This window comes from Chryseobacterium sp. SORGH_AS_0447, assembly GCF_030818695.1.
GTDB lineage: Bacteria > Bacteroidota > Bacteroidia > Flavobacteriales > Weeksellaceae > Chryseobacterium.
This window is the reverse complement of record NZ_JAUTAR010000001.1, coordinates 351,573-372,771: the sequence shown is the minus strand read 5'-3', so window position 1 is coordinate 372,771 and position 21,199 is coordinate 351,573. Positions and strand designations below refer to the sequence as shown.

The window sequence follows — 21,199 nt, the reverse complement described above, 5'->3', positions numbered from 1 at the left end:
TAGAATAACGTTATTTAGATTAAATTTAAATAGCGTATATTTGCAGACACAAAAATCTTGGCTTTGAAAGATAAGGGTTTACATAAGTTGAGCGGATTTCCCAGAAATAGGATGGGAAAGATATTGGGGTATGATAACGACAGCCTGAAGATGCCCAACAAAATCATCGAAATGGGACTTCTTCCCGAGACGTATTTCAGGATTTTGTACCAGGCACCTTTCAGCGGACCGATGTATGTGGAATTCGGCGATGAGAAAAGCCGTATCGCCCTTCGTGAAGAAGAAGGAGATTATATTATTGTTGAAGAATTGAATTGATGCAGGACAGTCAGAAAAAACAGGTGCTTTTGGTGGGAAACCCGAATGTCGGGAAATCAACGGTTTTCAATGCGTTGAGCAACAAAAAGCAGAAGACCGGGAACTATGCCGGTGTTACCGTGGCCAGCCATTCGGGAACCTATACCTATAAAGACGAGGAAGTAGAAATTATCGACCTTCCGGGTTCTTACAGTATTTACCCGAGTTCCGAGGACGAAGCCATTTTTTCCAAATTCCTGATCGACGAACAGCAGAACTACGCCGGAGTTATTTATATTCTTGAAGCACTAAGCCTAAAAAGGGGACTGTTGCTGTTTCAGCAAATTCAGGATCTCGGGATTCCGATGATCTTGGTCGTAAACCAGATCGACCAGGCGGAGAGAAGGGGAATTACCATTGATATTCAGAAATTTTCCGAGGCTTTAGGAATTAAAATCATCCAGACCAATGCGAAAGAGCAAATCGGGATCGATGATATCAAGGAGGCTGTTCTTCGTAATGATTTCGTAAAAACAAACCGTGTTTCTTTTGAAACACCCAATGAGCATAAAGACTTTATCCAAAAATTAGCTTCCCACAAAGGTTTTGATAATGAATATAAAGCATGGATGAGCCTTTCCTTAGGAACAAACTTAAACAGAATAGAATCGATTGTCGGACTGATCGAGGAACCGGATTCCACCAGTCTGGTGCCCAAAAGGCTTCAGGTGCAGGAAACCGTCCGTCGGTATCAGAATGTCGATAAGATTTTAGCCGATGTTATTTCTAAAAAACCGCAGTTCAAAGAATTATTAACCGAGAAACTGGATAAGGTCCTAGTTCATAAATTCTGGGGGTATGTGGTTTTCCTGATGATTTTGCTGGTGATTTTCCAGAGTGTTTTCTTCCTGGCTGAATACCCGATGAACTGGATCGACAGTTTCTTCTCTTGGCTTACCGCTTTTACATCGGAACATTTACCGGAGGGCCCGATCAATTCTTTGGTTTCCAATGGAATTGTGCCGGGGATCGGTGGAATTGTGGTTTTTGCGCCACAGATCGGTATTTTATTATATTTCCTGTATCTCCTTGAAGACTCAGGATATATGGCCAGGGTGGTCTTCCTGATGGACCGGCTTTTGCGGCCATTCGGATTAAACGGAAAAAGTATCGTTCCCCTGGTTTCAGGGACGGCATGCGCGATTCCGGCAGTAATCTCAACCCGGAATATAGAAAACCTGAAGGAAAGGCTGCTGACGATCCTTGTAACGCCTTTCATGACGTGTTCCGCAAGGCTTCCCGTATACAGTATTATTATCGGGCTGATTATTTCAGACCGCTCCTTTTTAGGAATAAAATATAAAGCATTGGTGCTGATGGGAATGTATCTGCTGGGCTTTGTGGTAGCCCTGCTTTCTGCAGCAGTTCTTAAAAAATTTATCAGGAATAAAGGAAAAACCTATCTGGTAATGGATCTGCCAACGTATAAGAAACCTCTTTTTCTCTATGACTTCAAAATGGTACTTGGCAAAGTATGGGATTTTATTACCGGAGCGGGAAAAATTATTTTCATCGTCAGTATCATCATCTGGTTTCTCAGCTATTTTGGACCGAAACAGAATCCGGATCAGTTTGTAGCCACCAATGTGGAACTGGATCATTCGTACCTGGCCAAAATGGGGAAAGGAATTGAACCTGTTATTGCACCACTAGGTTATGACTGGAAAATGGGTGTGGGAATTCTCACCAGCTTCGTGGCAAGAGAGGTATTCGTAGGAACCATGTCTACCTTGTACAGCCTGGAAGATGATGCTCCTGAAGTAAAAGTAATCGATAAAATGAGGCGGGACGTAAAACCGAACGGCGAAAAAGTCTTCAGTTTTGCCACAGGGGTTTCCATACTTTTGTTTTACGCATTTGCAATGCAGTGTGTCTCCACACTGGCAGTAGTCTACAGAGAAACCAAAAGCTGGAAATGGACCGGCCTGCAGGTAGCGATGATGACCGGTTTGGCATACTTTGTGTCCATGATAGCCTATCAGATCTTAAAATAATGGATTCTTCATTAATCTTACAATACATAGTTGTTTTACTGATCGTTGCATTCGCTTGTTATTCTTTATTCAGGATACTCAGGAAGAATTTTGCACCGAAAAAATTCAGCTCCAAAAGAACCGGCTGCGATAAAGATTGCGGGTGTTCTTAGCTTAACTGATTCTACTAAAAATAGATAGACCGCTTTAGTGAGGCTTTTCATTTGCAACAAATCGAATGCTTTATTTTCCGACATCAATCCGCAGTTTTATTTGTATTTTTGAATAAAATTAACACCATTTTTCCAGCATTGGCAAAATGGGTTTACTAGGAATGTATAAATAAAAACATAATTCATGTCATTAATAAAAAGTATTTCAGGAATCCGCGGAACCATTGGCGGAAAAGTGAATGATAACCTGACGCCGCTGGATGTGGTAAAATTCGCTTCCGCGTTCGGAACCTGGCTGCAGAACAATAAAAATAAAAAAGACCTGACCCTGGTGATTGGAAGAGATGCCAGAATCTCAGGGCAGATGGTTTCCTCATTAGTTTCTGCAACGTTGCAGGGGCTTGGAATCCATGTGGTAGACTTAGGGTTGTCTACAACACCGACGGTCGAAATTATGGTGCCCGAGCTGAAAGCAGACGGCGGAATCATCCTCACCGCTTCCCATAACCCGAAACAATGGAACGCCCTGAAGCTTCTGAACGACAAAGGAGAATTCATCAGCGGAGAAAACGGAGCGGAAGTACTGGCACTGGCGGAAAGTGAAGATTTCAACTATGCAGAAGTAGATGACCTCGGAAAATATGAAACTAGAGATGATGCTTTTGATATCCATATTCAGCAGATTCTAAATTTACCGATGGTTGATGTGGAAGCCATCAGATCAAAGAGATTCAAGGTGGTGCTGGATGCCGTAAACTCTACCGGAGGGATTGCCATCCCGATGCTGCTGGATCAGTTAGGTTGTGAAACGGTAAAATTGTACTGTGAACCGACAGGCCATTTCCCGCACAATCCGGAACCGTTGAAAGAACATTTGGGAGATATCTGCGAGCTGGTAAAAAAAGAAGGAGCCGACTTCGGAGTTGTTGTAGATCCGGACGTAGACAGACTGGCGTTGATTGACGAAAAAGGAGAAATGTTCGGGGAAGAATATACCCTGGTTGCCGTGGCGGATTATTTATTAAAACATAAAAACGGAGTAGCTGTTTCAAACCTTTCTTCAAGCCGTGCCTTACGGGATGTTGCTCAGGGACATCACTCAGAATACTTTGCGAGTGCCGTAGGGGAAGTAAACGTAGTTACTTTAATGAAAGAAAAAAATGCCGTGATCGGCGGTGAAGGAAACGGGGGAATCATTTATCCGGATCTTCACTACGGAAGAGACTCATTGGTAGGAGTTGCTTTGTTTTTAACCCACCTGGCAAAGGAAAATAAAGCGGTTTCCGAACTAAGAGCAGGTTACCCAAGCTATTTTATGGGGAAAAAGAAAATTGAGCTTACCCCTGAAATCAACGTAGACGATATTTTATCAAAAATGGAGAAAGAATACCAGAACGAAGAAGTATCTACAGTAGACGGGGTAAAAATTGATTTCGAAAATAACTGGGTGCACCTTAGAAAATCAAATACGGAGCCGATTATCAGAATCTATACCGAAGCTAAATCTCAGGAAGAAGCCGATCAATTGGGAGATGATATCATCGCAAAGATCAGAAGTCTGATCTAATGAAATAAAAGGAACGAGGCTTACAAGTCTCGTTCTTTTTGTTCATACCGGATCTGTAAACGGCTCAAGATTCAGGATTACTGAAAATTTTAAATTTTGTAATAATGGCTTTTACTGGTATGTTAAATTATTTATAAATCCCCTGTTTTTATCCACAATTATTTGAGGATACTATTCTTTTTACTATCTTTAAAATAGAAATTTACGAAGAGGAATGTCGAAAAAAATTCGCAACTTTGCATACCTTTTGAATCTTAAATTTCAGAAGTAATATTAATTTAAAAAAGTTTGTCGAGGTTTGTAAGCATATTCAGACATTGATTGACTAAGGATACAAGTATTGGAAGAGTATTTTGGAAATGAACTTGTGAAGAAGTTCGAAGAAATGATGGATAACAATGATGAATTTTACTTCGATACCGAAGAGCTGGAAGACATTATTGTTTATTATCTGGAGTTGGGAGATTTTAATTATGCCGATGTAGCCGTTAATTATGCTCTCAAGCTTCACCCCAATTCTTTGGATATCAAGATCAAAAAGCTTGAAATCCTGTTGGAATGGGAAGACTATAATACTTCAAAAGAACTTATCGATGAGCTGAAAGGTTCTTCTATGGAAAACACCGACTTTCTGGTGTGCTATGCGAAGTATTATTCGAATCTGGGAAATCCTAAAAAATCCATTGAAATTTGTAAAAAAGCATTAGAGCTGAGGGAAGAAGAAAATTTCCTTCACAACTTTATTGCGGATGAATATGTAAATTTAGGAGATCCTTTTAACGCTCTTAAACATTATAAGAAAGCACTGAAAGAAGATCCGACGGATGAATATTCCCTGGAAAACTGCATGGTGTGCTTTGCTGACCTGAATAAGAATGATGAGGCAATCGCCTTCCTTAATGAATACCTGGATGAGTTTGCTTATTCGGAAGTAGCCTGGTTCGAGTACGGACAGTTTTACTTCAACCGGAAAAATTATGACGAAGCCATTAAAGGGTACGACTATTTATTGGCCATCAACTCCAATTCCGTAGGCGTATATGCCAACAAAGCGGCCTGTTATGAAGCGTTGGGGCAATACAAAAAAGCCATTGAAGTCTATGAGGAAATGCTTGAGCTGGAATATACCAAAGCATTTACCTTTTATAAAATCGGATTGTGCTATAAAGCATTAAAACAGCCGATTGTAGCTTTAAATGCTTTCCAGAAGTCGCTGAGGGAAGATCCCCAGTTTTATCTGGCGATGATGGAGCAGTCTTACATTTATGAGGAAATGGGCGGAATGACAGAAGCCCTGCATTTTGCTAAAGAAGCAACCCATCTGAATGAGAACAATCTGGATTACCAGAAACGGCTGGCTTTTTTATTCATCGATTCCGGGAAGTTTGAAGAAAGCCTTTCCTGCCTGAAAAAACTGGTGGATGCGGAGCCGACAAGATTTTATAACTGGTATGCCTATTCTGAAGTCCTGATGCTGTTGGGTGAATATGAAGAAGCCGTAACACTTCTGAATGAAGCGGTAAAAGCGCACAATAGGGCCGAATTATACTATCAGCTGAGCAATTGCTACCTGAACTTGAAAGATCAGGAAAAAGGTATTGAATCGCTTCATAAAGCATTGGATCTTGATCCTACCCTGGTAACGGATATGCAGAAAAAATATCCTTTTATTAAAGACGAGGTAAAAAAGGTGAAGGCTAAAGTGAAAAAGAAAAATTCATAGACCTGAAAACGTACGAAAGTGCTTATTCAAGCCTATGATTATGAATTTTATTAAATCCTGCAGCAATGCAGGATTTTTATTTTTTAACAACGTTAGGTTTTGCCCGCAAAAAGATCAGTCCGGCAATAATAATCCCTGCGCCTACAAATTGCATCACAGAGAGCTTTTCGCCGTCTAAAATACCCCAGATAATTGCTACGATCGGCATAAGCAGAGTTACTGTTGAGGCAAACAGGGGAGAAGAGACTTTCAAAAGGCGGTAATTCATCATCATGGCCAGCCCGGTTCCGAATACGGATAACAGGCCAACAAACATCAGTCCGGTCAGATGGTTTTCATCAAAGCTGAAGGTGGAAAAAAATCCGGTACCTGCCAAAGCGATGAGTGAAGGGAAAAATAGCACAAAAGAAAACACAAAAGCAGACAACACCGTAGAGGAAACTTCCATCAGTTTGGATTTCACAGTAGTGGTGCTTACAGCATAGCATAAAGTGGCGAGTAACAGCAGAAGAATAGGGATCAGCTTAAACTGCCCCTCATCGCCGTTTCCGCCGAAAGCCAGGAGGCAGACGCCGGTGAAGCTGATGAATGTCCCGATGATCTGTTGTTTCGTCGTTTCAAATTTCCATACCAGAGCGCCCACAATGATGACAAAAATCGGCATCATCGAATTGATGATTCCTGCAATGCTGCTGCTTACTTCCGTTTCTGCAATCGGAAACAGGAACATGGGGATGAAGTTTCCTGTAAAAGCGGCCAGGATAAGCCATTTCAGATGCTTCTTGGGAAACAGCCTGTACTTTGAGATGGCAACCGGCATCAGAATAAGCCCGGCAATCAGAACCCTTAAGGCACCGACCTGATAAGGATTATAATGTTCCAGGGATTTTTTAATTAAGATAAAAGATGATCCCCAGATCAGGCTGAGTACAATAAGAAGAACCCACTTCTCTTTATCTGCGTTCATTATTTTCGTATAAAATTTTTAAAAATTCTTTTTTAGGGATCATGGTCGCCCCAAGGCTTTCCAGGTGATCCGTGTGCGACTGGCAGTCAATGATCTGAAGGCTATCCTTGTGGGTCTCCACAAAATGGATAAATCCGGCTTTTGAAGCATTGCTCACTTTGGCAAACATGCTTTCCCCGCAAAACACCCTGCCGATCTGAAGTCCGTAAAATCCGCCGACCAGTTCCCCGTCCTGCCATACTTCGAGATTTTTTGCCAACCCGTATTCATGCAGCTTAATGAAAGTCTGCATCAGCTCTTCGGAAAGCCAGGTTCCGTCCTGCCCGCGGCGGTTAATTTCCTGGCAGTTTTTAATCACTTCCCGGAAATTCTGATTTTCGGAAAAGGTAAAAACATTACGGTTCAGGATTTTCTGCATCGATTTGGAAACTTTCAGCGCATCCGGGAACAGCACAAATCTCGGATCGGGGCACCACCAGAGAATTTCTTCCCCGGGATTGTACCAGGGAAAAATGCCCAGCTGGTAGGCAAACCAGACGCGTTCCACCGAAAGATCGCCGCCGACAGCCACAATTCCTTCGTACCCGTCGTAAAGCAGCGGATCGGGAAATGAAATCTCATTTTCGTCTAATCGGACCATTTTAAGGAAAAAAAATCCCGCTTAAAAGCAGGATTCATGTATTGTGTTATCTTTTAATTAGAAAGGAAGATCATCATCGTCGTCTCCTGCAAATGGATTCTCATTAGAAACCGGAGATGCGGATTGAGAAGGTGCAGCCTGGGTAGGTTCTGAACCGTTATCAAAAACTTTCTCTACTCTCCATCCTGTAATAGAGTTGAAGTATTTGGTCTCGCCCTGAGGAGAAACCCATTCTCTGCCCCGGATGTTGATTCCCACCTTTACATTCTCGCCTTCTTTCAAATTATCTAATAAACCGATCTTGTCAGACAAAAATTCTATGTTTATCGGCTGCGGATACTGCTCCTGCGTCAGAATCACCATTTCTCTCTTTTGGAAACCGCTCGCAAAAGTCTGAGCATCAAATATTTTCTTTACCGTTCCTTGTAATTCCATATCATATTAATTAACGATGTAAAAGTAATAAAATCAATTGTAATAAAGGGTATGCCGAAAAAAAAATCTAAAAATTTTAATTTTTTTTGGTGAAAAATTTGGAGTTAAAAGAATTTATCCTATCTTTGCACCACTGAAAACGAAACAAGTTCTTTAAAAATACAACTTAATAAAAACTGCGGATGTGGTGTAATTGGTAGCCACGCCAGACTTAGGATCTGGTGCCGTGAGGCGTGGGGGTTCGAGTCCCTTCATCCGCACAGTTTGCGAAAATAGCTCAGCTGGTAGAGCACAACCTTGCCAAGGTTGGGGTCGCGGGTTCGAATCCCGTTTTTCGCTCCACGCCTGCCCTGGTGGTGGAACTGGTAGACACGCAGGACTTAAAATCCTGTGCCTCTTTTGGCGTGCGGGTTCAAGTCCCGCCTGGGGTACTAAAAAACCTCCGTAATGATTCGTTACGGAGGTTTTTTGTTTTTATCTGTTGTGCATTGATCTTTCTTAACGATCAATTAAATTTTAACTTCAGATCTGCTTCATGCTGAGCGTGCCGAACAATGAGGTTTTACTTGCATTAATTTTACTATATAAATTTATAACTGCTTTTACATTCTTTCTTTAAAATGTCCTATATTTGCAGTCTTGGCGACTATCGCTTCGATGCGGATGTGGTGTAATTGGTAGCCACGCCAGAATCAGGATCTGGTGCCGCAAGGCATGGGGGTTCGAGTCCCTTCATCCGCACAGGATTATAAACCTTCGTAATTCATTCATTAAGGAGGTTTTTTGATTTTTGCACCCTTCCTTAGTTTTTCCTACTTTTGTGAAAGTCCCAGTTTCTTATGAAAAAAATTATCCTCATCGAAGACGAAACCAGTGTGGTGTCCTTTATCAAAAAAGGATTGCAGGAGAATGGCTATGAAGTTTCTGTGGCATTCGACGGCAGAACCGGGGTGCAGCTGGTACAGTCAAATGATTTCGATCTGGTGATCCTGGATATTATGCTGCCGGAAATGAATGGTCTGGATGTCTGTAAGGAAATCCGGAAGACCAATGAGCATGTGCCGATCTTATTTCTGACGGCATTGGGGACTTCAGAAAATATTGTCCTTGGCCTGGAGAGCGGAGGGGATGATTACCTCGTAAAGCCTTTTAAGTTTATTGAATTGGTGGCCAGAATTAAATCTCTCCTGAGGAGGAGCGGCAACGGAAGTTCTCCCGAAATTGCCGAGCCGGAAGTGGATCAGGAGTATATATTCCAGTTTTCGGATCTTGTACTTAATGATTACACCAAAAAAGTAACGCGGGCAGGCGAAGACATCTCACTCACTTCCACCGAATACAAACTGCTTTTATATTTTTTAAATAACCCTGAGAAAGTGATTTCCCGCGCGGAAATTCTCGATGCGGTCTGGGGTGTAAACTACGAGCTGGGTACGAATGTCGTTGATGTATATGTAAATTATCTAAGAAAAAAATTGGATCATTACGAAGATAAATTGATCCATACCGTTATAGGAATGGGATATGTTTTGAAAAAACCTTAAAAGATGTTTAATAGAGTGATCACGAATCAGACCAAAACCATGGTGCTCCTGATGTTGGTTTTTACCGCCATTATCTTGCTGTTCAGTGGATTGGTGTATTTTTCGATTGTCAACTTCTCGCATCAAAGATTTTATGAGCTGCTGAAAATCCGTACCACAACCATCATCCAGATCGAAAAAGGAAAAGATGATCTGGATCTTCCGGAAAACTATATCTTAAATGGGTTGAACGATGAAGAGCTACCCAGGGAACGGGATTATGTTTTTGCGGTTCCGGCAGATTCCAACTTTCAGAAAATTTCAAACGAAATTCATATTCCTTCTTACTTTTTTAAAAGCATTGTTAAAAAAGGAGAGGCCAATTACAACGATAAAGAGTTTTATTACATCGGGCAGACTTTCAAGCATGATGATAAAAATTACATTGCCATCGCCTCAGCCAAGAACCATTATGTGGTGTATTATCTCGGGTTCCTGAAACGGACACTGATTACCTGTATTGTTCTTTCGCTGTTCTTCAGCATGATTTTCTCGTTTTATCTTTCCAAAACCTTATTCAAGCCTATTTTAAAAATTACGGGAAAAGTAAAGGAAATCAGTTCGGAAAATCTCCATCTGCGCCTTGAGCCTCAGCCGGATAATAAAGAACTGAATGAGCTTATCGATACTTTCAACGGTATGCTGAACCGTATCGAGACTTCTTTTGAAACCCAGAACCATCTGATCGGAAACGTGTCCCACGAATTGAGGACACCGCTCACTTCAATTATGGGGGAGGCGGATGTAGCGCTTTCCATCTCCAGGACCAATGAAGAATATAAAGAAACCCTGGGGATTATTCTGGATGAAGCGGAAAAACTGGACAAAAAAATAAAAGCCCTGCTGATGATCGCTCAGACCGGTTTCAATGGAAAAATCCAGAGAGTAGACATGATAAGGATCGATCAGCTGCTTTGGGATGTTATTGAAACCCTGCGGAAAATCGATTTCAGAAACAATATTTATCTGGACATCAGCATGCTTCCGGATAATCCCAAAAAACTGAAAGTGCAGGGGAATGAACAGTTGCTGCATCTTGCAGTAACGAATATTATTCAGAACGGCTGTAAATATTCCGATTTCCAGCAGGTTAAAGTTTCGTTAGGAGCCACTGATACCGATGTTTATATCATTGTAAAAGATAATGGGATCGGAATTCCCGAAGAAGAAATGAATAAAATTTACGATCCTTTTTTCCGGGCCTCCAACACCAAAAATTACGAAGGTTATGGCATCGGACTTCCGCTGGCAAGAAATATTGTCAGGATGCATCAGGGCGAGCTGATCGTAAGTTCATACGAAAACCAGGGAACTACCGTACAACTGCGTTTCCCGAATTTCTATAATGCACAGGCAGAGGATAAGGAAAATAGTTAAACGGCTTTATTAATACAGTTAAATGCAAAAGTAGTGAGGCAAATAATATCTAAGAAAAACTTCCAGCCTCCAGCTTCCCCTCTTCCGGCTTATCCAAATCTTCGCCTCAAATTTTCTAATCACATTCTAATCTCTTTAATCACATTTTAATTCCGTTCCAAAGGTGTTCTAATTTGGTCTCTTTAGTTTTGTATTATCGAAAAAGATACAATACGAACCTAAATCTCAACAATATGACCAAGACGATTTTAATAGCCACCGATTATTCTCTTGAATCTTTAAATATTTTGAAGAAAGTATTGAGAGAAAAGGACGCTTCGGAAGATCAGAATCAATACAATATTCTTTTGGTTTCGGGATATGATACAGGAGATTCCATTAGAGACCTTCTGTTTAATACGAAAAGTACGATTTTCAATAAGCTGAGGCCGCAGGAGTTTTGCGATGCTTATGGAATTATCAGGAATAAATATCCTCATCTGATCGGCAAGATTGTCTGTGACATTTTCACCGGCAGCTTCCAGAGGACTTTCAACAATTATGTGAAAGCTGAGAATATTGAGGAGGCTTATTATTCTCCATCGATCAGAAGCAAGGGTAAGGGCAAATTCGACCTGATTCCTTATATCAAAAAATGCAAAGACCTGAAGTCTCAGGAAATCTCTCTAGAAGTACGGGGTCGTCTTCCGGAAAAAGGAAGGCTGGCGGAGATCTTTGTGGAAGCTTAAATAAACTTTAAAAATTTAAAAAATGTTAAGGAATTATAGTAACAGCAGAACGTTGGGAGACAACATCAGATTGGGGACGCTGACCGCCTTTACCGCGGGTACTATAAACATTGCCTCTCTTCTGATATTCCTCTCTTTTACATCGAACGTAACGGGGCATTACGCTATTTTCGCAGCAGAGATCAGTAAAGGAAACTGGTCGCAGGTTGCGGTGGTGGGACTTTGGATTTTCCTGTTCTTCTTCGGAGGATTTGTTTCGAATTTTATCGTTATCACGTTTAATAAGAAGAGCAAATATTTCGCCCATGCCATGCCGTTGGTGCTGGAAATCGCCTGTCTTCTGTTTGTGGGGATCTACGGACAGTTTTATTACCGCAAAACACTGGAAGAAACAGAATGGCTGGTCGCATTGATGCTGTTTGCAACAGGTCTGCAGAATGGTTTGACGGCAAGTATTTCCAACTTCTCTGTAAAAACCACCCACCTTACGGGAACCACTACCGATCTTGGGATTTTATTCTCGATGTTCACCAAAAAGGAATTCAGAAATAACGGTGAACTGGTAGCCAGGGCAAAACTGTTGATGAGCATTATGCTTTCGTATATTTTGGGAGCGGTTTTCTCGGGACTTACCTACTTTTACCTCGAATTCAGGGTGTTTTATGTAATCAGTGCATGTCTGTTGGTGGTTATTGGGTATGACGCCTATAAAATTCATATCAGACATTTTTATACCAAATACAGATACAGTAAGATTTATAAAAAGCCGAATGCAATCGCTTATCTGTATCATAAAATCCATGGCGTTCCGGAAATTAAGGAGCGGTCTGTAAGGCAGAAAAAAGGGAAACTTGTTTTCGATGAATAAAACAGAATGAAGTAAAAGAGCGGAAACTTGTTGATAAAAATTTTCCGGTTCATTGCCCGGACTGCAGATATAAAAATAGAATGTTAATTAAGAGATATAAATATCAGTATTAATTTTGTGTAAACTAGCTGTGAATCAATCCTCCTGTTGCCCCTGTGCAATTGGGGGATTGTGTTTTAATAAAGGGTTGTGATCAGGGCTTTTTTGCTGTAGACTGTTCATGTTTCACTTTGTTGAAATGTTGATAATTAAATTTTAATTCAGGCATTTATAGTTTTAATTCTTAATTTGAATGACTATTTTTGTAAGTTGATTTACGTTTTTTATGTCAGATATTATTCAGCTTTTACCGGATCATGTAGCCAACCAAATTGCGGCAGGAGAAGTCGTGCAGAGGCCTGCGTCCATTGTAAAAGAACTTTTGGAAAATGCGATTGATGCGGAAGCTACCAAAATCGAGTTGATTATTCGGGATGCCGGAAAAAATCTGATTCAGGTTGTCGACAATGGCAAAGGAATGTCTGAGACCGATGCGCGCATGGCTTTTGAAAGACATGCCACTTCAAAGATCAGAGCTACTGAAGATATTTTCAAGATTGCCACCAAGGGTTTTCGCGGTGAGGCTTTGGCTTCTATTGCAGCCGTTTCTCAGGTTGAACTGCGGACAAAACAGCCGGAAGCAACCATCGGCACTAATATTTACATAGAAGGCGGTGTATTCCAGTTTCAGGATCCGGTCCAGACGGCAGACGGTTCTAATTTTTTGATAAAAAACTTGTTCTATAACGTTCCGGCCAGGAGAAAATTCTTGAAAAACAACAATGTGGAATTCAGGCACGTGATCGATGAATTTCAAAGAGTGGCCCTGGCACATGAAAACCTGGAATTTTCCCTTTTCCATGATGACGATGCGGTATTCAGGCTAAGAAAAGGAAGCCAGATGCAGCGGATTGTGGATATTTTCGGGAGGAAACTTCAGCCGCAGCTCGTTCCGATCAAAGAAGATATTATCTGGTGTAAGCTTCACGGGTTTGTAGCGAAGCCGGAAGGGGCAAAAAAGACCAGGGGCGAACAGTTCCTATTCGTGAACGGAAGGTATTTTAAAAGTGCCTACTTCAACAAGGCGGTTCAGGAAGCTTTTGAAGGGCTGCTGCTGCCGGGTTATGTTCCTACTTTTTTCCTTTTCCTTGAGCTTGATCCAGAGAAAATCGACGTGAATATCCATCCGCAGAAAACGGAAGTTAAATTTGAAGATGAGCATTTGATTTTCGCCCTGCTTCGATCCACCATCAAAAGATCGCTGGGGATTTATAATGTGTCTCCAAGCCTTGATTTTGAAAGGGATCCCGAGCTGGATGATATGATGCAGAAAACCTTTCCTAGCAAAAGCAATGGCGGTGGAAATACCGTTATAAAAATGCCCGAGATCATTGTAGACCGGGATTATAATCCTTTCTTGGAAGAGCGCGAAGTAACCCACACCGAGATCCAAAATCTGACGGAAATGTACCATCAGAATATTTCGACGGCAGAACCTTCGAAGATCAACCTCTTTGAAGATGAAGATTTCGATGAGGATTTAATGCGGCTGCCAAACGGGTATTGGCTTTTCAATAAAGGCGATAAAACCCTGATGCTAGATCTGGGAAGAATGCACAGGCTTTGGGTTTCGGAAAATACAAAACCTTCAAAAAGGGGAGTTACAAACAGCCATTCGCTGCTCTTCTCCCTGGAATACCACATGAATGAAATTGAGAAAGCGAAATACAACTCCATAAAAAAATACCTTCCGGAATTAGGCTTCGAAATGAGTGTGGCACATGAAAGCGTATTAAGAATCGACGCCGTACCCGAAGGACTGAAGGAAACTCAGGTGATGAAATTCTTGGAAAACCTTTTCGAGATCCTGGAATACAAATCGGAAGAAGAATTCCTGCATTATTATCAGAACCAATGGAATAAGATGCAGTCCAAATCCAGGTTCGATTTTATCTACAAAAAAGATGCGGAACAGCTGATCCGGGATTTTACGGCTTTGGGCTTTCCGGAATTTTTACCGGACGGGAAAAGATGCTTTTTCGAGGTTCCGTTTAATGATTTTAAGAATAAATTTTAGAAGATGTTTAATACTATACCTCCAGTTACAAGGAATATAATTATTATAAACATTGTAGTTTATATTATATCCAATTTTCTTTTTCCACAGTTATATAATACCTTATCTGCATTTTATCCGTTTTCGCCGAATTTCAGATCCTGGCAGATTATCACTCATATGTTTATGCATGCTCAGATAGGGGAAGGTATAGGTATTATGCATATTTTGTTTAATATGTTCACTTTATTTAGTTTTGGTCCTGTACTGGAACAAAGTCTAGGTGAAAGAAGATATATCATTCTCTATTTTGTAAGTGGATTGGGAGCTTTCTTCTTATTCAATTTGTGGAATTTTATTGAGATTCGCCAGATTGTATCTGGGCTTGAAGCGCTAGGATTGAATGCCTCTGAAATTTATGCTAAATCAGCCATTGATTATTCGGGAGACTTAAAAATTAGCGCGACAACTGCAGAGGGGCAGGCTTTATCACAACAGCTTTATATCGCTTTACGAACTCCTATGCTTGGGGCTTCCGGTGCAATATTCGGAGTAATAGCTGCTTTTGCTACGCTATATCCTGAAGCAAAAATTGCAATTATGTTTATTCCTATTCCGGTTAAAGTAAAATATGTTTTGCCGGTTGTTGTCATCGGGTCTATATATTTAGGAATTTCCGGAAATGCCGGAGGGGTTGCTCATCTGGCGCACGTAGGTGGGGCGGTGGCAGGCTTCATTCTGGCAAAAATATGGAAAAGGCATTTATACAGATTTAATTAATTAAGATCCTGTGAAAATCGTCCGCCTTATTTTTCTGTTGCTGCACCTGGGGATCTTTCTGCTTTTAGTAGGAATGCTTCTCAATGATTATATTTCACCGAAAGTTTTCCCGTGGTTTAATTTGCTGTCCCTGGCTTTTCCGGGATTGATCTTCGGATATGTAGCCCTCACTCTTTTCTGGATCATTTGTTGGAAGAAAAGGGCTTTTGTCTTCTTTTTTCTGGGATTGCTCTTTTTTAATCCGGTGTTGAAATGGGTAAATTATTCTTCAGTGAAAACTGAAGTGCCTGATCTGAAAGTAATGTCTTTCAATACAAGATCAGGAGGTAACGCAAAGGCCGAGATAGAAAATTATCTAAAAAATTCCGGTGCAGATGTTATTCTTCTTCAGGAAGATCTCGGAACAGCTTATAAGTCTTCGGGCTATAACCTTATCGTTAAAGGCGACCTAACTATTTTATCGAAATATAAGATAATTAATATACAATCGATAGGTTTGAGTAATAACGAGTTTATTAATCCTGCTCTACAGGCTGATATCGAAATTAAAGGGAAAATATACCGGTTTATAGGAATCCATCTTGAGTCTTTCAGGTTTGAAAAAAGTATGGTCAAACTTAATGGAAACAACGAAGAGGATGAAGAAAAAATAAAAGATATCATCAAAAGGCTGATTCCTACTTTTAAGATTCATCAGGAACAGGTGGAGGTCATTAAAAAAGCTGTGGAAAATTCCCCTTATCCGGTGATCCTGACGGGCGACTTTAATTCCGTTCCCAATTCTTATGAATATTATCATCTTTCAGAAGGGCTGCAAGATGCCTTTTTAGAAGCAGGGCGGGGAAGTGGCACCAGCTTTCACGACTATAAGTTCCCGATCAGAATAGATTATATTTTCACTTCAAAATCAATTAAGGCACTCAGTTACAAAGTGGACCGTTCCGTAAAGATTTCCGATCATTTTCCGGTGGTGGCAACCTTTAAGCTCGAAAAGTGATCATAAAAACCGTTAAAGTTTTGGCTGTGGTAGGATTTTTGCAGAAATTGCCACGGTACCTTATACTGTTTTTCATGAAGCTGAGCCAGATATTGTTATTTGCCCACATTACCATTGCTGTTTTGCTGCTGTGTACCTTAGGAAACGCATGGGTACCTCCTAACCTTTTAAGTGTTCTCAACCTTCTGTCGCTGGGATTTCCCTATCTTATTTCTCTTCACATTATTTTTACATTATTCTGGATCATCCGAAGAAAGAAATTTGCCATTGCTTTTGTGTTAGGCACTTTCCTCTTTTATAATCCAATCAGAAGATGGATTAATTTTACGCCGAAAACGGAAAATACAAAATCGGTAAGGGATATTAAAGTAATAACTTTTAATGTAAAATACGGAGAATCAGGATGGGAAAAAGTAAAGAAATACATTACCGATCAGGATGCGGATATCATCTTAGTGCAGGAAAAGGATACCAACCATGCCCTAAAGCAGGATATGGTAAAATACCCTTCCGTTATTCTGAAAACAAAGCATAAAATCGTAAGGCAGGAAGAACTCATTACCGATAAGTCGAGAGGAAATTCTTTCTATGCCGATGTAGACATCAACGGGAAAATCATCAGGATCATCAATGTATATCTTGAACCTTTCCGTTTGCAGAAATCCATGCTTAAGTTTGACGGTTTCAGCAAAGAAGGAAATAAAATAAATACCCTTCTTTCGCATATGACCCCAACGTTTAAGGCGCATGAAGACCAGATCAAAAAAATAAGGAAAGCCGTAGATCTTTCACCGTATCCGGTAATTCTGGCCGGTGACTTCAATTCCGTCCCGAATTCTTATGAATATTATAATCTGGGGAAAGACCTTCAGGATGCTTTTTTAGCAGCAGGAAACGGCAATTCCTCCAGTTTCCACGATTATAAAGTACCATTGAGGATCGATTATATTTTCAGCTCGAAATCCATCATCCCTTTAAGCTATAAAGTGGATAATTCCGTTGAATTGTCAGATCATTATCCTGTAATTGCGGAATTTCTGTTAAATTAGTTCCATGAAAAATTTATCTTTTGCCGCATTTGTTTTTTCAGCCTTACTGGTATCCTGTTCCAAAAAAGAACCGGCAGACCTTTATCCTGCAGACAGCCAAAAAGCGAATTACGACACTACGGCCATTGATTCCTTTTCCAATGGAGCGACTTCCATCGATGTGGTGCGCCAGATCAGGATGTCTTCCCAGAAATATCAGGATTCTGTGAAAGAAGCACTAAAACTCCAGGAGCAGGAAAAGAAGTTGAAAGAAGAGCTGGAAAAAGAAAATAAGAATAAAGCGCAGGAAGAAAAGAAAGCGGAAGAAAAGAACAAGCCGAAAACACCTGAAATACCATCGGCCGGAGAAACAAAAGCAGAACAATAAGACACAGAATACATTTTAAAAATTTCAATACGTATGAAAAAAAGCATTTTATCAGGACTTATGATTGCCGCAGTGGTGATATCCTGTACAAAATCGAAATCTAAGACAGAACAGGTAGAAAACGCGGACGGAACCGTAACCACTACCACGACTACCGAAACAGGACTGGGCGTAGATACCGCCAAGATCAATCAGGCAAAAGAAAATGCCGAGGCAAAGATTGATGAAACCGGACGGAAAATCGACAATGCTGCAGAAGACGCGAAAAATAAAATCGATGCGACTGCAGATAAAGCAAAAGCCGATCTTCATCAGGCTGGGCAGGATGTAAAGGATGCCGCAGCGAAAGGAGCTTCCAAAGTAGAGGAGGGCGCCAGAAAGCTGAAAGAAGATTTAAAAAAATAATCGTAAAAAAACCGCAGTCATCACTGCGGTTTTATTTTTATCGGTTCAGTTCCAGCAAAGGATCGATGTATTCCCTATCGTTGCTGAGCCTCGGTACTTTATTCTGCCCGCCGAGCTTGCCTTTGGATTCCAGCCAGCAATAGAAAAGGTTGGGTTTGGCAATGTGGACAATCGGCCTTTTCAGCGTAATATTGTTGTAGCGTTTCGCCTCGTAATCCGAATTGATGGACTTTAAATGATTGTCGAAAATATCAGTAAAACGGTCCAAATCATCCGGCTTTTTGCAGAATTCGAAAATCCATTCGTGTGCGCCGCTTTCATTTTCTTTCATGAAAACAGGAGCCCCTGTAAAGTCCGAAACCGCTGCATTGGTTTCCTCGCAGGCTTTGGTTAAGGCAGATTCCACATTGGTAATCATAAGCTCTTCTCCGAAGGCATTAATGTAATGCTTCGTCCTTCCCGTAATTTTAATCCTGAAAGGGTTTGTAGAGGTGAAAACGACCGTGTCTCCGATCAGGTATCTCCATAAACCTCCATTGGTTGTGATAACCATTGCATAGTTTTTTCCTACCTCCACATCCTCAAGGTTTACCACATTCGGATTAGAGGAATGGAACTGGTCCATCGGAATAAATTCATAAAAAATACCGTAATCCAGCATCAAAAGCATTTCGTCACTGTTTGATCGGTCCTGGATTCCGAAGAAGCCTTCGGAGGCATTGTAAATCTCGTAGTAATTAATGCTCTTCCCGATGATCTGCCTGTATTGTTCGCGGTATGGCTTAAAGCTGATTCCACCGTGGAAAAACACTTCCAGATTCGGCCATAATTCCGATATATTATTGAATTCGGTTTCTTTGAGTACCCGCTGAAGAAGCACCATCATCCAGCTCGGAACGCCCAGGATACTTCCGACATCTTCATTTTTCACTTCAGAAGTAATGGCTTTCAGCTTGCTTTCCCATTCTCCCATCAAAGAAACCTTCTTACTTGGGGTTGTGGTAACTTCCACCCAAAACGGAAGATTATCAATCAGAATAGCCGATAAATCCCCAAATTTGGTGTTGAAGTCGGCATACAGTTCAGAGCTGCCGCCCAGACGAAGATTTTTATAATTAAAAAGCTGGTTTTCGGGGTGATTGTTGGCATAAATGGAAACCATATCCTTTCCCGCTTTCATATGGCAGTATTCAAGGCTTTCGGCTGAAATCGGGATAAACTTGCTTTTGGCGTTTGTTGTTCCGGAAGATTTTGCAAAATGCTTAATGTAGCCAGGCCAGCTGATATCCTTCTGACCCTGTCTCGCTTTTTCAATGTACGGCTCCATTTCCTCGTAGGTAATGATCGGAACTTTGTTTTTAAAGTCCTGATAACTCAAAATGGAATTAAAACCATATTTCTTTCCGTATTCCGTATCTTCAGCATGAAACAACTGAGAGAATAAGATACCTTTCTGAGTCTCAATAGGATGATCCATAAAATTCTGGATCTGATCTATCCGCTGACGGATAAACCAATTGACCACCGTATTGAAAAGTGCTTTCGTTGCCATTCCAACAAATATAACAATAATTGGATTTTCCAGGAATTTTTTCTGACGTAAAAATGTAAATTTTATAGTGTTTTTTGCGTGTTTTATGCAGAGTCGTACAAGACCTAAAGAAAGTGTGGTAGCTAAATATTTACGGGTAAAAATTATTAATGAAAATTTTGGGAAGCAAAAAACCACTGCCAACTGGCAGCGGTTTCTATACTTAAAGTTCCGTTCTATTCTTAACAGTACTCATCATAAGCAGCCTGAAGGTTTGCAGCAATTGCTCCAGCAGGATTTCCTTCGATATGGTGTCTTTCCAGCATGTGAACCAATTCTCCGTCTTTGAAAAGTGCTACACAAGGAGAGCTTGGAGGGAATGGTGCCAAATGTTTTCTGGCTTCTACAACAGCTTCTGTATCAAAACCTGCGAAAACCGTTGTTAAATGATCTGGCTTCTTATCTCCTGTTAAAGAATAAACAACGCCCGGTCTTGCCGCTCCTGCAGCACATCCGCATACAGAATTGATTACCAAAAGCGTGGTTCCTGATTGTTTTAATGCTTCTTCTACCTGCACCGGTGTGGTCAGATCCTCAAAGCCTTTATCTGTAAGTTCAGCCTTCATCGGCATTACTAAATCTTGTGGATACATATTTTTGTTTTTTGTAAAGTACAAATTTAAGGAATTCCCCGCTCTTCATCAATATATAAAAACTATCGATGTTTTTGTTAAACAGAATGCACTGAGTATTAATTGTATAATCATATTTGTTATTTTGTGAATTAAATATGTTAATATCCATAAAATATTAGTAAATTTGAAATGATTCTGAAAACAATGGAGAATGAAAAAACGTTTACTATTTCCCTCAGTTTTATTTAAATGATTAATTCTGAATGAGAATCATCATTATTAAATAAAATCTGAACACAAAAATGAAGCCCGGAACTTAAAAAGTTCCGGGCTTCTTTAATCAAATCGATATGCAAAGGTTGAATATCCAACAATAAATAAAAATAACGGTAAATGATGACTTTGTCAATCATCAAATATCAATTATATTAGGAAAGCAGCTTCTTCGCCATTTCGGAAATGCTTTTTCCATCCGATTTTCCGGCTAAAGATTTTGATGCTATTCCCATTACCTTTCCCAAATCTTTCATCGATTCGGCGCCGGTATCAGCGATAATATTTTTCATTTCTGCTTCCAGTTCTTCTGCAGAAAGTTGCTTTGGCAGGAACTGCTCAATGATTTTCATTTGTGCTTCTTCCACTTCGGCAAGATCGTTTCTTCCCTGTGCGGCAAACTGGTCATGGGAATCTTTACGCTGTTTTACCATTCTCTGAAGAATGGCGATTTCCTGCTCGGCTGAAACTTCTGCACCTAATGCTTCGGTTTTCAGCAATAATATCTGTGATTTTACAGCACGAAGGGAGTCCAAAGCTACTTTATCCTTAGCTCTCATGGCTGTTTTTATTGCTTCACTTATGGTATTTTCTAAACTCATGATTTTAATTTAACAATGTATCAATGTAACAGCTTACCAAATGATAGGCATTGTTACATTGGTACATTTCTACA

At 40.5% G+C, this 21,199-nt stretch carries 20 protein-coding genes and 4 tRNA genes; 18 read left to right on the top strand and 6 right to left on the bottom strand.

Annotated features, from left to right (window positions below; all coding sequences use genetic code 11):
• Positions 1–63: 63 nt before the first annotated feature.
• The 4 genes from QE422_RS01745 to QE422_RS01730 all read left to right on the top strand — a co-directional run bounded on the left by QE422_RS01745 (position 64) and on the right by QE422_RS01730 (position 5,793).
• Positions 64–318, top strand: coding sequence for a FeoA family protein (locus QE422_RS01745; protein ID WP_307454675.1), 255 nt, complete (start codon positions 64–66; stop codon positions 316–318).
• A complete protein-coding gene (gene feoB, locus QE422_RS01740; RefSeq protein WP_307454673.1) occupies positions 318–2,351 on the top strand; it encodes a ferrous iron transport protein B in 2,034 nt (677 codons plus the stop codon). Before QE422_RS01745 ends, feoB begins: the two co-directional genes overlap by 1 nt.
• Positions 2,352–2,687: 336 nt before the next feature.
• The gene (glmM, locus tag QE422_RS01735) at positions 2,688–4,070 is read left to right on the top strand and encodes a phosphoglucosamine mutase (RefSeq protein ID WP_307454671.1); all 1,383 of its coding nucleotides are present in this window, start codon (positions 2,688–2,690) and stop codon (positions 4,068–4,070) included.
• A gap of 340 nt (positions 4,071–4,410) precedes the next feature.
• The gene (locus tag QE422_RS01730; RefSeq protein WP_307454669.1) at positions 4,411–5,793 is read left to right on the top strand and encodes a tetratricopeptide repeat protein; all 1,383 of its coding nucleotides are present in this window, start codon (positions 4,411–4,413) and stop codon (positions 5,791–5,793) included.
• Between the two features lie 76 nt (positions 5,794–5,869).
• Here QE422_RS01730 and QE422_RS01725 read toward each other — a convergent pair whose 3' ends face one another.
• Genes QE422_RS01725 through QE422_RS01715 form a run of 3 tightly spaced genes read right to left on the bottom strand, consistent with a single transcriptional unit; the run spans position 5,870 to position 7,835 of the window.
• The gene (locus QE422_RS01725; protein ID WP_307454668.1) at positions 5,870–6,760 is read right to left on the bottom strand and encodes a DMT family transporter; all 891 of its coding nucleotides are present in this window, start codon (positions 6,758–6,760) and stop codon (positions 5,870–5,872) included.
• Positions 6,747–7,400 carry a leucyl/phenylalanyl-tRNA--protein transferase gene (gene aat / locus QE422_RS01720; protein WP_307454666.1) on the bottom strand — a complete coding sequence of 218 codons (654 nt, stop codon included), beginning with the start codon at positions 7,398–7,400 and terminating at the stop codon, positions 6,747–6,749. The genes QE422_RS01725 and aat overlap by 14 nt, the downstream gene beginning before the upstream one ends.
• Before the next feature lie 57 nt (positions 7,401–7,457).
• A complete protein-coding gene (locus QE422_RS01715) occupies positions 7,458–7,835 on the bottom strand; it encodes a DUF3127 domain-containing protein (protein ID WP_225687715.1) in 378 nt (125 codons plus the stop codon).
• A 178-nt stretch (positions 7,836–8,013) separates the two neighbouring features.
• Between QE422_RS01715 and QE422_RS01710 the strand changes: the two genes are divergently transcribed.
• From QE422_RS01710 to QE422_RS01645, 14 genes are all read left to right on the top strand, one after another.
• Positions 8,014–8,095, top strand: a tRNA-Leu gene (locus tag QE422_RS01710).
• A 6-nt stretch (positions 8,096–8,101) separates the two neighbouring features.
• Positions 8,102–8,177: transfer RNA gene (locus QE422_RS01705), tRNA-Gly, on the top strand.
• Between the two features lie 5 nt (positions 8,178–8,182).
• Positions 8,183–8,266: transfer RNA gene (locus QE422_RS01700), tRNA-Leu, on the top strand.
• A 228-nt stretch (positions 8,267–8,494) separates the two neighbouring features.
• Positions 8,495–8,576 (top strand) — tRNA-Leu (locus QE422_RS01695).
• A 98-nt stretch (positions 8,577–8,674) separates the two neighbouring features.
• A complete protein-coding gene (locus QE422_RS01690) occupies positions 8,675–9,379 on the top strand; it encodes a response regulator transcription factor (protein ID WP_307454663.1) in 705 nt (234 codons plus the stop codon).
• A gap of 3 nt (positions 9,380–9,382) precedes the next feature.
• Positions 9,383–10,795: a HAMP domain-containing sensor histidine kinase gene (locus tag QE422_RS01685; RefSeq protein WP_307454661.1), complete on the top strand. Its 1,413-nt coding sequence runs from the start codon at positions 9,383–9,385 to the stop codon at positions 10,793–10,795.
• Positions 10,796–11,028: 233 nt separating this feature from the next.
• Positions 11,029–11,523 (top strand): hypothetical protein, encoded by a 495-nt coding sequence (locus QE422_RS01680; RefSeq protein WP_307454659.1) that lies wholly within the window; start codon positions 11,029–11,031, stop codon positions 11,521–11,523.
• A gap of 22 nt (positions 11,524–11,545) precedes the next feature.
• Complete coding sequence (locus QE422_RS01675; protein WP_307454657.1) at positions 11,546–12,391, top strand: YoaK family protein; 846 nt, start codon at positions 11,546–11,548, stop codon at positions 12,389–12,391.
• A 325-nt stretch (positions 12,392–12,716) separates the two neighbouring features.
• Positions 12,717–14,507, top strand: coding sequence for a DNA mismatch repair endonuclease MutL (gene mutL / locus QE422_RS01670; RefSeq protein ID WP_307454655.1), 1,791 nt, complete (start codon positions 12,717–12,719; stop codon positions 14,505–14,507).
• A 3-nt stretch (positions 14,508–14,510) separates the two neighbouring features.
• On the top strand, positions 14,511–15,266 hold the full coding sequence (locus tag QE422_RS01665) for a rhomboid family intramembrane serine protease (RefSeq protein WP_307454654.1): 756 nt from the start codon (positions 14,511–14,513) through the stop codon (positions 15,264–15,266).
• Positions 15,267–15,276: 10 nt separating this feature from the next.
• Entirely contained in the window at positions 15,277–16,263 is a 987-nt protein-coding gene (locus QE422_RS01660; protein WP_307454652.1) for an endonuclease/exonuclease/phosphatase family protein, read from the top strand.
• Positions 16,260–17,312, top strand: a complete 1,053-nt coding sequence (locus QE422_RS01655; protein WP_307454651.1) for an endonuclease/exonuclease/phosphatase family protein — start codon at positions 16,260–16,262, stop codon at positions 17,310–17,312. The genes QE422_RS01660 and QE422_RS01655 overlap by 4 nt, the downstream gene beginning before the upstream one ends.
• 4 nt (positions 17,313–17,316) lie before the next feature.
• Positions 17,317–17,679, top strand: coding sequence for a hypothetical protein (locus QE422_RS01650; RefSeq protein ID WP_307454649.1), 363 nt, complete (start codon positions 17,317–17,319; stop codon positions 17,677–17,679).
• Between the two features lie 33 nt (positions 17,680–17,712).
• On the top strand, positions 17,713–18,084 hold the full coding sequence (locus tag QE422_RS01645; protein ID WP_307454647.1) for a hypothetical protein: 372 nt from the start codon (positions 17,713–17,715) through the stop codon (positions 18,082–18,084).
• Between the two features lie 37 nt (positions 18,085–18,121).
• On the opposite strand, the gene QE422_RS01640 is transcribed toward QE422_RS01645, so the two are convergent.
• From QE422_RS01640 to QE422_RS01630, 3 genes are all read right to left on the bottom strand, one after another.
• Positions 18,122–19,636 (bottom strand): GH3 auxin-responsive promoter family protein, encoded by a 1,515-nt coding sequence (locus QE422_RS01640; protein ID WP_307454646.1) that lies wholly within the window; start codon positions 19,634–19,636, stop codon positions 18,122–18,124.
• Between the two features lie 221 nt (positions 19,637–19,857).
• A complete protein-coding gene (locus QE422_RS01635; RefSeq protein ID WP_149245884.1) occupies positions 19,858–20,268 on the bottom strand; it encodes a BrxA/BrxB family bacilliredoxin in 411 nt (136 codons plus the stop codon).
• A 410-nt stretch (positions 20,269–20,678) separates the two neighbouring features.
• Positions 20,679–21,125, bottom strand: a complete 447-nt coding sequence (locus tag QE422_RS01630) for a GatB/YqeY domain-containing protein (RefSeq protein WP_307454643.1) — start codon at positions 21,123–21,125, stop codon at positions 20,679–20,681.
• Between the last annotated feature and the right edge of the window lie 74 nt (positions 21,126–21,199).